We start from the raw sequence: 13763 nt of genomic DNA, 5'->3' as shown, positions 1-13763 counted from the left end.
ATCTGCCCAAAATAGCTTTATAATTTTAACATTAACAAAGCAATTATGGAATACAGGCCATTGGGCGCATCGGGTTTGCATGTGCCGGTTTTGAGTTTTGGCACCGCTACTTTTGGCGGAAGCAACGAGTTTTTTAAAGCCTGGGGCAACACGCAGGTAGAAGAAGCTTCGCGCATGGTCAACCTTTGTTTGGATGCCGGCGTTAATTTATTTGATACGGCGGATATTTATTCGGATGGTTTGGCCGAAGAAATCCTCGGAAAAACGCTGGAAGGCAAACGCGACCAGGTGATCATTTCTACCAAAGCCACTTTCCCGATGGGCAGCGGGCCGAACGAACAAGGATCATCGCGCTTTCATTTGATGAAAGCCTGCGAAGCCAGTTTAAAGCGTTTAAACACCGATTACATTGATATTTACCACATGCACGGTTTCGACGGCGTTACGCCGGTGGAAGAAACGCTGCGCACGCTGGACGATTTAGTGCAAAGCGGAAAAGTACGTTACCTGGCCTGTTCCAATTTTTCGGACTGGCATTTGATGAAATCGCTGGCCGTTTCTGACCGTTACGGCTGGAACCGCTACATTGCACACCAGGTTTATTACTCGTTGGTGAACCGCGAATACGAATGGGAACTGATGCCTTTGGGTTTAGACCAAAAAGTGGGCGGCATTATCTGGAGCCCTTTGGCGGCTGGCCGTTTGGGCGGAAAATACCGGCGGAACCATCCGATTCCTGCGGATAGCCGCGTGGCACAAGGCGGAAGCCCGGTTCCGGAATCGGCCATTCCTGAAGAACTTTTTTATAAAATTATTGATGTTTTAGACGAAGTGGCTACCGAAACCGGAAAAAGCGTGGCACAAGTTTCGTTAAACTGGCTGCTGCAACGCCCAACCGTTGATACCTTGGTGATTGGTGCCAGAAACGAAGAACAACTGAAACAAAACCTGGAAGCGGTGGGCTGGAATTTATCCACCGAACAAATTAAAAAACTAGATGCAGCCAGCGAAACGCCGACCATTTATCCTTATTGGCACCAACAGCAAAATTTAAAACTGAACCCGTTGCCGAAGTTTTATTAGGAATAGAAAAGCCTTTCTACAAATACATGTTTTGTAGAAAGTCTTTTATTAATTATTATACATTTTAAAATTTGAGGTAATACAATTACTTCAAATACATCAACAAGGAGACCAATATTCGATTTTACAAAGCTTTCCATTAAGAAAATAAAAAATGTACTTATCATCATCACCTTTCTCTTGCAAATCCAAACTTGTAGTTTTTAAATTTTGATTACCTATAACTTTAATAAGATCCGAAGGATTTTGCCCACCGATATTAGTATCGAAAGTATCTATACCGCTTAATTTCATAAACTCTTTCTGGGTGGTTTGATAAGAAAGTATTTTTCCTTTGTACTTTATAATATAATTTAAATTTGGTGAAATAAAAAGGTTTTCCATGGTATAACCCTGCTTATTATTTCCAATCCAATTAAGGAGTTTATATTGTAAGGTATAATAAACCTCTCCACGTTGTTCATTATCCGAAAAAAAACCGCATTCATAGTGAGGTTTAAATTGTTGTAAAGGTTTACCTAATACTTTAATTATAGCTTTTTTGCTAACAGTAAAAGGAATGCCATTTAGAGTTAGCTTATTGCGATTATAATTTGCTTTTTGCGCCTTTGCAATGTTATAAGAAAATACCGCAGTTATTGATAAAATCAAGCAAAACTTATTCATTAATCCAATTTTTTAAATCTTCTTCCGTAATCCCTTTTTCGTCTATGCTTTTTTGAATATTACATTGCAATTTATCAGAAAAATATTGTGCCATTAGTTTTTTGATAGCTAATAAATCCTCTTCTTTCGGTTCAAATGAATACACTTTTAACAGCTCCAATTGTAAAGAAGTTAATTTTTGACTTTGCATACTTTTATCCTTTTCAACAAATTTAACTATTTAAAAAGGACTTGTGGTTTTTTGCCTGATAAAAGAAGCATTAATCGTCGTCATCATCCGTATCTTTTCCCGCCAACTTCGCCGGGTAAGTTTTATTCCCCTTCCTATTAAACCACAAAATCCGGTTCAGCAAATCATCGTTTCCGCCGTCCACATGGTCGTATTCCGGCCGCATGGATTGTTTGGCGTAATACAACGCTTTGCCCTTTAACATCACCAGCCTCGGGTTCATTTCGTTCAAAAGGATTTTGTTCGCCAATTTTTGATAGGTAAAAGAAGCATCGGCGCGATCGGCAAAACAATTAAACATGGGCAAAGCGGTTGCATCAAGCAGGTTCATCGGCGGGATGCCCAGAATTTGTTCGATAGAACGGACGATGGAAGTTTGGTTATAATTGGTAGAAACCGTTTTTTGCAGATGGCTGTACGGACTGATCACAAAACCGGTGGTGCGGTAAGCCGAAACATGGTCCCAACCGGCCTGCGAATCGTCTTCGGTTACAAAAATCACCGTGTTTTTCCAGAACTTACTTTTGGTAACTGCTTCCACAATCCGGCCCAAAGCCAAATCGTTATCGGCAACCATGGCGCGTGGCGTTGGCATTCCGGGACTCGAACCACGTGTGTGATCGGTTGACAAAGCCATCACCATCAGTTCGGGCAACTGGTCGCCGCCTTTGCTTTCGTAGTCTTTTAATTCTTTGATAAAAGCCGCGGCACGAACCTGGTCTGTAATTTTCAGGTAATCAGAACCGGGATAGTTTTGCGAAAGCATCGGCCGAACACGCGAAATGGTACTTACATTTTTAAAACTCAAGGGTTTGCCCGCCTGGTAATTGTTGTAAATATCCGTCCACGAAAGTTTACTGTCTATTTCCGGGATGCAAGCCTCGCCATAAATCCGAACGCTTTTGCCATGATCGGCCGCATTGTTCCAGATAAAACCTTTTTTATTGTAAACCATCGCATCGGTTTGCACATGCGGGTAACTGCGGAACCAGGCACGCACACTTTTCTCGATATAATCGGTAACCATCGCCGCGTCTGTCCATTGGTGGCCTTCGGCAGAACATTTGCCCGAAGCATAATAATTGTCCAGCAACACAAAGTTCCTGGCAATTTGATGTTGGTTTGGCGTGATGCTGTCTCCATAGATACACAAATTTTTCAGGCCGTTCCCTTGCGGCATATCGCCCAAAACCTGGTCGTAAGTGCGGTTTTCTTTGATGATGTACAGCACGTGTTTAAAAACCGAAGGTTCGCCAATACGCTCGGGCATTGGCCGTGCAGGTTGGTTTTTTCGGGGAGATAAACGCGCCAGTTCCGTCCGAAAATCCAAACTTAGTTCTTTAACTTTTTTGGTGAAAGTTTTGAGCTGATTGGCATCCGGCAAATCAATCACCGAAATGGTTGCTTTTTGGTGATGCGAATTGTAAGAACCGCCATCCACATCGGGCACTTCCCGGTCTATCGCTTTGCTTTCTTTGCGGATTTCTTTAGAATTAACGCGCGCGCCTTCGCCTTCCAAATTGGTTACAATCAGTTTATTTCCCGCCAAAGCCAGTCCGCCCGGGTAAGCTTCCGTTGGGATAAAACCTTCGATACTGTTTTTACCGGTACTTTTTGGGGATGCGTTTGCGCCCAATTTTACGATGGCAATCGCATTGTCCATTCCGTTGGCCACATATAGATGCGTGCCATCTTCACTTAAAATCAGCGCGTTTGGCGTATCGCCGATAAAGCCTTTTTCGCCCGGATTGATTTTTACCGAAATATTATCAACCACACTTAAACTTTGGGTTTGAATAACCGAAACGTCATCGCTGTTGCCATTTGCCACATAAACATACTGTCCATCTTTACTTGGAATCAAATCGTTCGGGTGCAATCCAACCTCAATTTCTTTGACCGATTTTCCATCATTCAAACCAAAAACAGAAACTGTCCCGGCTGCTGTTGCGCCCGTTTTCGGATCAACATACACGTTTCCATACGGTGCGGGCACGCCAGCCGTTTCCCGCGTATCGTTTTTAACCGGCATCTTTCCGCCCCAATTACTTACAAAAGCTTTACCGCCCGAAATGGTTAAACCATAAGGCGCAACGCCGGTTGGAACTGTCCAAATTGTTTTTTTAGTATTGATATCGATCTTGACCAACTGGTTATTACCATTTAAAACCGCATACAAATAGTTGGTTCCATTCTCGTTATTGATAGCAACTTCATTGGGCAAAGCCAGTGGCGAACCGGCATCTGGCTTAAACGGAAATGCTTCTTTTATGGCAATATTTTTAGTGTCGAATTCTGCCTCAAACACAAAGGATTGATGGTTGCTGTCGTTCGCGCCGCTCCAAAAAATCTCGGTTTTGCCGTTTTCATTTAACAGTTGGATGCCGGAATACGTGCTCATCATACCTTTGTATTTTGTATCGCTGTTGTACGTCCAGCGTGCCACAATTGCGTTGGTTTCGTGGTTGATGATGGCAATGCCGTAACGGTCTTCCACCGCCACAAGCGGAGTATTTGGGATTGGCTGCACATCCAAACTATGGTTTTCGAACTCCGGGCTGCCAAAAACAATCACTTTTCCGGCCGGGTCAAGCAAACGGTTATAAGGCATCATTACCGGCAAAACGCGGTTGTTCAACGTGCTGTCGTCATAACCAAAATGGTGGCTCAGTTTTTCCTGATCTGTCTGGTTTTTAGGGCGGTAAAAGAAGTTACAACTGTTGCAGCAAACAACTAAATTCAATAAAATCAATACTACACAAAAGTGTTTAAAAAGCATATTTGGAAAATTACTGTTCAAAATTTTTGCATAAATATATCCGCTTTGTGTTAAGTTAATGTTGCTGTACTGCTTATTTTACAATGGAAAATTTTTTGGCAAAAAATTGTCATCTAAATAATGCTTTAAGCTTCATCATCCTGTTTAAGATATTTGTAAATTTGATTAAGATTTTAAAGTATGTACAAACACACTTTCGTACCCGACAAAAAAAACCATAGCATCAATTTACCCGAAGAGTTTTACGGCAAAAAAGTGGAAGTAATAGTTATCGAAGTTGAAGAAGAAACGTTTATAAAACCAGTTGCAAAATTGCCGAAAGGAAAAAAAGTAGCAGTAGATCAATTACTTGAAACTTTTGGTTCTGATTTGAACTTTCCGTCAATAGAAGAAATCCGTAACAACTTCTGGCCATCTAAATGGTAATCTTTGATACTGTTTTTAGCCCGATAAAAGAAGCATTTACTCGATCAGCAAACCTTCTTCGTCATCGGTCAAACTTAACTGGATGGTATCGCTTCCCGCAATTCCTTCGATAGAGCCACGGATCCAGGCTGCATTTAACAACACTTTTTCCAATTGCTTTTCGCGCGCTTTCCACATTCTTTCCATCGCAATCCGCTCTTGCTGAATAGATTGCCGCATACTCATAAAACCTTCTTTTATCGCTTTCCACTGTTCAGAAAACTCGGTACTGGTTAAATAGCTGTATAAAAGCTGCATTTTGTCGCCGCGGTTTTCCTGCGATTTATTGGTGTTGAAAAGTTTGATAATCCCGTCCCGTAAAATATAAGCCACCGCTTTGGCTTCTTCAAAAGAACAAATCCAAACGCCGTCTTTCTCGCCAAAACAATCCATGCCTTTTGGGTAACATTGCGAAACGATGACGGCCACATCTACGCCCTGGCTGCGCATGTCTTTTTTCAGTTTTTCAATCCAGTCGCCTCCAAAATCTTTGGTTCGTTTGCTTTCATAAATAATCTGTCCGCATTCCTGGCCAAACTGGTTGCGCACCGTTTGCACACAATCCGCACCGCGAATGCCTTTTCCAACTTCGCTGATCACATCAAACGGAAAACTTTGCCGCAGCAGTTCTTCCAAAATCAATTCCTGCACTTCGCCTTGCAACTGCATCGAGCCTTGTTCGGCTTTACGTTTCATTTCTTCGGCCAGTTTTTTCTGGTCGTCCAACTGTTTTTCCAGTTCTTTTACGCGCAGTTGGTGTTCGGTTTCCTTAATGCTGTTTTTTTCGGATTCCTGCTTGCGAACCTGTTCTGCAATTTCGCCGCGCTGTTCCTGCAATTTGCGTTGCAGTTGCAGTTCCATTTCGGCCTCTTTATTTTTCAACTGCTGTTCGCGCTGCAAAAACTCCATTTCTTTTTGGCGCGAAAGTTTTAGTTTTTCTTCGGATTCTTTGTTGGCATTTTCCAGCATCACCAGCTTGTTTTCAAAATCCGAAGCAATGTTTTTGCGCAGTGTTTCTTCCAATTGTTGTTGCAATTGCTTTTTTTCGGAAGCCAAACGCTCTTCAAAAACTAAGTTTTGCTGGCGCGATTTCTTGTCAAATTCTTCTTGTTTGCGCAAAAGTTCTTCCCTTATTTTCTGCGCTTCTTCATCTTTTTTGCTTTTGTAGGAAAGCATTTCCCGCTTCAGCTCTTTTTTATATTCCTCGGCCATCACTTCCTCAATCGGGAAACCATAACCACAACCCGGACACTTCACTTCTGTTGCCATTGCTAAAATATTTGGCCGAAAGATAGGTAATCGGCAACAAACCTAAAAATAGTGGTTTTTGGTTTTTACAGTTTTTGAAAACTACCGGTCATTCAAAATGCTTCTTTTACCACCTCAATTTTTTGCCGGTAAAAACAGCATCAATCGGTTTTATAGTTTTATTTTGTGCCGATGGATATTTACGGCCAGGCTTTACAGGATTTTTACACGCAGCAACCCGAAGAAAAATTGTGGCTGCACAACAATTACGGCGGGCCGGAAGAAATGCCTATCGAAGTTTTTTTTCGGGAAGAAGATGAAATGCCGGAAGCCGAATTACTGGCGCTGCAACTGTGCCGAGGCAAAATATTGGATATTGGCGCCGGTGCCGGAAGCCACGCTTTAATTTTACAAGAACGCGGTTTTGAAGTTACAGCTTTAGAAGTATCGCCCGGCGCAGCCGCCGTGATGCAAAAAAGAAATGTAAAAAGAGTATTGGAGCAGGATATTTATCAATACAAAACCGACAAATTTGATACGTTGCTTTTGCTGATGAACGGCATCGGTTTAACGCAAAACCTGGCCGGCCTCGACCGCTTTTTACAACACGCCAAACAATTGCTGCTGCCTGGCGGACAATTTATTTTTGACTCTTCGGATATTGCTTATTTGTATGAAGATTTGCCGTTGCCGAAGAACCAATATTACGGCGAGATCAGCTATCAATATGAATACAAAAAACAGCGCGGCGATTGGTTTAACTGGTTGTATATCGACCCGGAAACGTTGCAAAAACAGGCCAAAAAGCAAGGCTGGAATTGCGCGATTATGTACCAAGATGAAATGGATTTGTATTTGGCCAGGCTGACTTTGGCTTGATTGCAAATGCTTCTTTTACCGGCATAAATTTGGTCTGAAAAAGGACACGCCCCTAACCCCTCTCAAAGAGGGGAAGCATGGCGCATACTTTTCTGCCTTAAAACCTTTTACCTCAAAACCTTTTACCTCAAAAACCTACAAATCCATCTGATACTCGTTAATCGCATCTTTGCTTTCCAGTTCCGAGTGGCCCATCAAAAATTCGTCAACTTTTCGTGCTGCTTCGCGTCCTTCGGAAATTGCCCAGACTACCAAAGATTGACCGCGGCGCATATCCCCGGCCGTAAAAACTTTATTGACGTTGGTGCGGAAAACGCCTTCGGCCGCTTTTACGTTTTTGCGTTCGTCCAGCTCTACGCCCAATTGTTCTAATAAACCCTGATATTGCGGATGCACGAAACCCATCGCCAGGAAAACACGCTGACAAGGTATTTCCCGTTCAGAACCTTCAATTTCTTTAAATTTTACCGGTCGGCCTAAAAAGTCTTTTTCCCATTCCACATCGGTAACAACCAAACCTTTCAGGTTTCCGTTTTCGTCTCCCACAAAACGTTTGGTGTTGATGCCCCAAAAACGTTCGCAGCCTTCTTCGTGCGAACTGGTGGTTTTTAAAACCATCGGGAAACTTGGCCACGGCATTGCTAATGTACGGTTTTTGTCCGGCTGAAACATCACTTCAAACTGTTTGATGGAACGCGCGCCCTGCCGGTTAGAAGTGCCCACGCAATCCGAACCGGTATCGCCGCCGCCAATCACCACCACATCCTGGCCTGTTGCGGTGATATTTTCACCGGTAAAAGAAGTATTGCTGACGCGCTTATTTTGCTGCTTTAAAAACTGCATGGCAAAATAAATACCTTTTAATTCGCGTCCGGGAATGGGCAAATCGCGCGGAATGGTAGAACCGCCGGACAAAACCACGGCATCGAAACTGCGAACCAACTCCTCGGCTGCGATGTCTTTTCCAACTTCTGTATTGCATTTAAAGGTGATGCCATCGTCTTTCATCACTTCTAAACGGCGGTCAATTACTGTTTTTTCTAATTTAAAATCAGGGATGCCGTAGCGCAATAATCCGCCCGGCTGGTCATCCCGCTCAAAAACCGTAACCAAATGTCCGGCTTTGTTTAATTGTGCCGCGGCGGCTAAACCTGCCGGACCAGAACCGATAACGGCAACAGTTTTTCCACTACGGATCAAAGGTGCGGTTGGTTTTACATAACCTTTGGCGTAGGCAATTTCGATGATGTGTTTTTCAATTTCCTCGATGACAACAGCCGGTTTGTTAATGCCCAAAACACAGGCAGATTCGCAAGGCGCCGGACAAATACGGCCGGTAAATTCCGGAAAATTGTTGGTGGAAGAAAGGATCTGGTAAGCTTCTTCCCATTTCTTCTTATAAACCGCATCGTTAAATTCGGGAATAATATTGCCCAACGGACAGCCCGAATGGCAAAACGGAATGCCGCAGTTCATGCAGCGTGCCGATTGCTCGTTCAGCTTTTCGTCCGAATAATTGCCCACAAACTCTTTGTAATTTTGCACCCTTTCCTGCGGCGCTACTTTTGGCGGAAGTTCTCTTCCGTACTCTTTAAATCCGGTATCTTTTCCCATTGATGATCAGATGGTTAAGGGTTCTTTTTGTTGTAAAACTTTTTTGTACTCTTTCGGGAATACTTTGATGAATTGGGAGGCAACGATTGGCCAATTGTTCAACAGTTCCTGCGCCAACGTGCTGTGCGTCAATTGCACGTGTTTGCGCAACAGGCTGATGATCTCTTCCTCGTCGGCATCCGTTAACTGGTCCAAATCAACCATTTCTGCATTGCAATTTTCGCGGAAAGTGGCATCTGCATCAAAAACCCAGGCAATGCCGCCACTCATGCCGGCTGCAAAATTACGCCCGGTTTTGCCAAGGATCAAAGCACGGCCACCGGTCATGTATTCACAACCGTGATCGCCAACACCTTCTACTACAGCCGTTGCGCCTGAATTTCGGACGGCAAAACGCTCGCCTGCCTGACCGCGGATAAATAGTTCGCCGGAAGTAGCGCCGTAAAGCACCACATTGCCAACAATAATATTTTCTTCAGGAATGTAGATGCTGTTTTTAGCAGGATAAATTGCGATCTGCGCGCCGGAAAGGCCTTTTCCCACGTAATCGTTCGCTTCGCCTTCCAACTCAAAAGAAAGCCCTTTGGTAGCAAAAGCGCCAAAACTTTGTCCGGCAGAACCGGTAAATTTATAATTGATGATCCCGGCAGGCAAACCGGCAGAACCATAAATTTTAGAGATTTCGTTGGAGAGCAACGTGCCAACCGTACGGTCTGTATTTTTGATGGTAAAAGAAGCATACACCGGCATCTGGCTTTCCAAAGCAGGTTTTGCCTGCTCCAATAGTTTCCAATCAATAATATTATCCATGCCGTGGTCTTGTTTTTCGCTGTTGTAAAGCGTTAAGCCGCGCGCATTGCTCACCGGATGCAGCAAGGCAGCAAGATCAACCTTTTTAGCTTTCCAGTGCGTAATATTTTCGCGCAATTTAAGAAACTGAACGCGGCCAACCATTTCGTTAATGGTTCGGAAACCTAATTCGGCCATAACTTCGCGTAATTCTTCTGCCAAAAACTGAAACAGGTTGACTACATGTTCCGGTTTGCCGCTAAACAATTTACGAAGTTCCGGATCTTGCGTGGCCACACCAACCGGACAAGTATTGAGATGGCATTTCCGCATCATGATACAACCACCGGCAACCAAAGCAGCCGTGGCAACGCCCCATTCTTCCGCGCCAAGCAAAGCCGCAATGGCCAAATCTTTTCCTGTTTTTAACTGCCCGTCGGTTTGTAAAACCACGCGGCTTCTTAATTTATTTCGGACTAAAGTTTGATGGGCTTCGGATAAACCCAACTCCCAAGGCAAGCCAGCATGTTTAACCGAACTGATGGGTGATGCGCCAGTTCCACCATCGCTTCCGGCAATCAAAATCACATCGGCATGTGCTTTGGCCACACCAGCAGCTATTGTTCCGACACCCGCTTTAGAAACTAATTTTACGTTGATCCGCGCAGCACGATTGGCATTTTTTAAGTCGAAAATCAGTTGCGCCAAATCTTCGATCGAATAAATATCGTGGTGCGGCGGCGGCGAAATTAAGCCAACACCAGGCGTGGCGTGGCGCACTTTGGCAATCCAATCATCCACTTTATGGCCGGGCAATTGTCCGCCTTCGCCCGGTTTTGCACCTTGCGCCATTTTAATCTGCAACTCATCGGCATTGGTTAAATAATTGGACGTTACGCCAAAACGGGCGGATGCAATTTGTTTGATGGAAGAACGCATCGAATCGCCATTTTCCAAAGGCATGTAGCGCATTTCGTCTTCGCCGCCTTCACCGGTGTTGCTTCTGCCGCCAATCCGGTTCATGGCGATGGCCAGCGTACTGTGCGCTTCGTGCGAAATGGAACCGAAAGACATCGCGCCGGTTGCAAAACGCTTCATAATGCTTTCCACCGGCTCTACTTCGTTTATGGCAATAGATTCGCGGTGATGCGCAAAATCCAGCAAACCGCGAATGGTGTACATGCGGTCGGTTTGCTCATTAATCAGTTTGGCGTAGCTTTTATAAACCGAATAATCGTTGGTACGTGTAGCATGTTGCAGCAAATGCACCGTTTGCGGGTTAAATAAATGCGCTTCGCCCCGGCGTTTCCATTGGTAAATACCGCCTTCGGGCAGCAACTGGTCTTCTTTTTTTGAACTGCGGAAACCGTTGCTGTGTTTGCACAGGGTTTCTCGGGCAATTTCATCCAAACCTAAACCACCGATGCGCGTGATGCCTCCGGTAAAATATTGATCAACCACTGCTTTGTTTATGCCCAATATTTCAAACACCTGCGAACCGTGGTAAGATTGCAAGGTCGAAATCCCCATTTTAGAGAAAATCTTCAGCAAACCATCGCAAATCGCTTTGATGTAGTTTTTGGAAAGCGATTTGATGTCCAACGTAGTGTCTAATTTATTTTCCTTGCTCAGCGTTTCAATCGTGGCCAATGCCAAATAAGGGTTGATGGCTGTTGCACCAAAAGCCAGCAAACAGGCAAAATGATGGACTTCCCAAATATCACCGGCCTCAACTACCAAACCTACAGCACCGCGCAAACCTTTTTTAATTAAATGGTGATGAATGGCAGAAACAGCCAACAAAGAAGGTATCGGCGCGTGTTCAGAATCTACTGCACGGTCTGATAAAATCAAAACCTCAAAACCATCCTGTACGGCATCTTCTGCATAACGGCAAAGGCGGTTTAAGCCGTTTGCAAGCGACCCCGGCAAACCATCAGCTTTAAAATAAGTTTGCAATGTTTTGGCATGAAACAAACCGGTATCAATACTGCGCAACTTCTCCAGTTCGTAATCGTGCAAAATGGGTTGCTTGTGCGCCACGCAATGGCAGTGCATTTTATCTTCGTCCAACAAGTTGCCGTTGTTGCCGATGAAAGTAGCCAGGCTCATCACCAAACGTTCACGGATCGGATCAATCGGCGGATTGGTTACTTGCGCAAAAAACTGTTTAAAATAGCTGGAAATATGCTGCGGACGATCGGACAAAACCGCCAGTGGCACATCCGTTCCCATCGAGCCAATCGGCTCTTTGCCGTCCGTTGCCATTGGTTTAATGATGGTTTCGATATCCTCACGCGAGTAACCAAAAACCTGCTGGTATTTAAAAACCGACTCTTTGGACAAACCGGTGAAAGAAACGCGCGGTTCGGCCAGTTCGTCCAGCTTGATTTTATAGTTTTCTAACCAGCGGCCATAAGGCTGGCGCGAAATAATTTCTTGTTTGATCTCCTCATCGGTGATGATTTCGCCTTTCGTGGTATCCACCAAAAACATTTTCCCGGGCTGCAAACGGCCTTTTTTTATGACGCTTGCTTCATCCAAAGGTAAAACACCGGCTTCGGAAGCAACGATCACGCGGCCATCATTGGTAACTACGTAACGAAGCGGGCGCAAACCATTCCGGTCCAGTAAAGCACCGATGATTTTGCCATCGGTAAAGTTTAGCGCAGCCGGGCCGTCCCAGGGTTCCATCAACGTGGCGTGGTATTCGTAGAATGCTTTTTTTAGCGGGTCCATTTGCTCGTTGCCGTCCCAGGCTTCCGGAACCAGCATCATCATCACATGCGGTAATGATCGGCCTGAATGAACCAGCACTTCCACCACATTATCCAAACAAGCCGAATCCGACTGGTTGTTGTCAATCACCGGAAACAGGATTTCCATTTCATCCTTCGTAAAATACGGAGAAACATAAGAACGGATGCCCGAATAAAACCAGTTTAAATTTCCGGTCAGCGTATTGATTTCGCCATTGTGGGCGAGGAAGCGAAAAGGCTGGGCGAGTTTCCAGGAAGGAAAAGTATTGGTCGAAAAACGCGAATGGATCATCCCGAAACCGGAACAAACACGTTCATCGCTTAAATCGGGGAAATATTGGCGAACCTGATACGTAGTAAGTTGCCCTTTATAAACAATTATTTTGCATGAAAACGACGTAAAGTAAAAATGGTCTGCGCCGGTTTTAATTGTTTTTTGAACGGTTTTGGTGATAAAGCGACGCAGAACATACAGCTTCCGTTCAAAATCATCTGTGTTATGTATCGTAGCAGGGCGCGCTACAAACAATTGCTCCACTATTGGTTCTGCGGCGCGGGCGGTTTCGCCGATGCAGGAAGAATCAACCGGGACTTTGCGGTAACCTAAAATAGTCAATCCTAATTTATCACAACACTGTTGAATGATGCTGCGGCATACTTTTTTTATGGCAGAATCTTTGGGCAAAAACAGCATGCCTACGCCATATTCGCCAGGCTCTTTTAACGAGATTTCATCGGCAACACATTCTTCCAGCAAAAATTCGTGCGGGATTTGAAGCAATAAGCCAGCGCCATCGCCCGAATCCGGGTCGCAGCCGCAGGCACCGCGATGCTCCATATTTTCGAGCATGGTCAAAGCGTCAGCAATAATCTGATGCGATTTATGGCCATGGATATGTGTGATAAACCCGGTACCGCAAGCATCATGCTCAAATTTGGGGTCGTATAAGCCCTGCTGGTCTGTTTCAGATTGCTTCATTACTTGTATAAAAAGAATTAAAATAGTGGTTATTATACGAATATAAGTTTAATGAAAGAAACTTTCATACATAGGATTTCTTTTTACAGAAATTTTAAAAACGATTGTCAAAAAAGACGAAAAATATAATCTTGGCAATAAAACAAAAGCATTTTTGCTATACTCATAACCGAAATTTCATATTTAAAAACGGCCCTGGCTTTTCAAAAAACAAAAGGGCATAGCCAATTGAAGCAGGTTAAAATTGGCATCATAAAAAACACACCTACGATT

Annotated in this window: 9 protein-coding genes; 3 read left to right on the top strand and 6 right to left on the bottom strand. The window is 44.2% G+C overall.

Annotation, left to right across the window (positions count from 1 at the left end):
• Positions 1 to 45 precede the first annotated feature (45 nt).
• Positions 46 to 1083, top strand: coding sequence for an aldo/keto reductase (locus V5804_RS07705; protein WP_369590803.1), 1038 nt, complete (start codon positions 46 to 48; stop codon positions 1081 to 1083).
• A 99-nt stretch (positions 1084 to 1182) separates the two neighbouring features.
• Here V5804_RS07705 and V5804_RS07700 read toward each other — a convergent pair whose 3' ends face one another.
• From V5804_RS07700 to V5804_RS07690, 3 genes are all read right to left on the bottom strand, one after another.
• A complete protein-coding gene (locus tag V5804_RS07700; RefSeq protein WP_369590802.1) occupies positions 1183 to 1749 on the bottom strand; it encodes a hypothetical protein in 567 nt (188 codons plus the stop codon).
• Positions 1742 to 1939, bottom strand: coding sequence for a hypothetical protein (locus V5804_RS07695; protein ID WP_369590801.1), 198 nt, complete (start codon positions 1937 to 1939; stop codon positions 1742 to 1744). The genes V5804_RS07700 and V5804_RS07695 overlap by 8 nt, the downstream gene beginning before the upstream one ends.
• Before the next feature lie 70 nt (positions 1940 to 2009).
• Positions 2010 to 4757 (bottom strand): bifunctional YncE family protein/alkaline phosphatase family protein, encoded by a 2748-nt coding sequence (locus V5804_RS07690; protein ID WP_369590800.1) that lies wholly within the window; start codon positions 4755 to 4757, stop codon positions 2010 to 2012.
• 180 nt (positions 4758 to 4937) lie between these two features.
• On the opposite strand from V5804_RS07690, the gene V5804_RS07685 reads away from it, so the two are divergent.
• Positions 4938 to 5183 (top strand): hypothetical protein, encoded by a 246-nt coding sequence (locus tag V5804_RS07685; protein ID WP_369590799.1) that lies wholly within the window; start codon positions 4938 to 4940, stop codon positions 5181 to 5183.
• Between the two features lie 36 nt (positions 5184 to 5219).
• On the opposite strand, the gene V5804_RS07680 is transcribed toward V5804_RS07685, so the two are convergent.
• On the bottom strand, positions 5220 to 6491 hold the full coding sequence (locus V5804_RS07680) for a DUF2130 domain-containing protein (protein ID WP_369590798.1): 1272 nt from the start codon (positions 6489 to 6491) through the stop codon (positions 5220 to 5222).
• A gap of 171 nt (positions 6492 to 6662) precedes the next feature.
• Here V5804_RS07680 and V5804_RS07675 point away from each other — a divergent pair, with 171 nt between their 5' ends.
• Positions 6663 to 7349 carry a class I SAM-dependent methyltransferase gene (locus tag V5804_RS07675; protein WP_369590797.1) on the top strand — a complete coding sequence of 229 codons (687 nt, stop codon included), beginning with the start codon at positions 6663 to 6665 and terminating at the stop codon, positions 7347 to 7349.
• Positions 7350 to 7484: 135 nt separating this feature from the next.
• Here V5804_RS07675 and V5804_RS07670 read toward each other — a convergent pair whose 3' ends face one another.
• Together V5804_RS07670 and gltB are read right to left on the bottom strand one after the other, a co-directional pair.
• On the bottom strand, positions 7485 to 8963 hold the full coding sequence (locus V5804_RS07670; RefSeq protein WP_369590796.1) for a glutamate synthase subunit beta: 1479 nt from the start codon (positions 8961 to 8963) through the stop codon (positions 7485 to 7487).
• Positions 8964 to 8969: 6 nt separating this feature from the next.
• Complete coding sequence (gene gltB / locus V5804_RS07665; protein WP_369590795.1) at positions 8970 to 13490, bottom strand: glutamate synthase large subunit; 4521 nt, start codon at positions 13488 to 13490, stop codon at positions 8970 to 8972.
• Positions 13491 to 13763: the final 273 nt, after the last annotated feature.

The sequence above is a fragment of the Mucilaginibacter sp. genome (assembly GCF_041088075.1).
Lineage (GTDB): Bacteria > Bacteroidota > Bacteroidia > Sphingobacteriales > Sphingobacteriaceae > Mucilaginibacter_A.
Note: the sequence above shows the minus strand (reverse complement) of the source record. Positions and strands in the feature narration are given on the sequence as shown.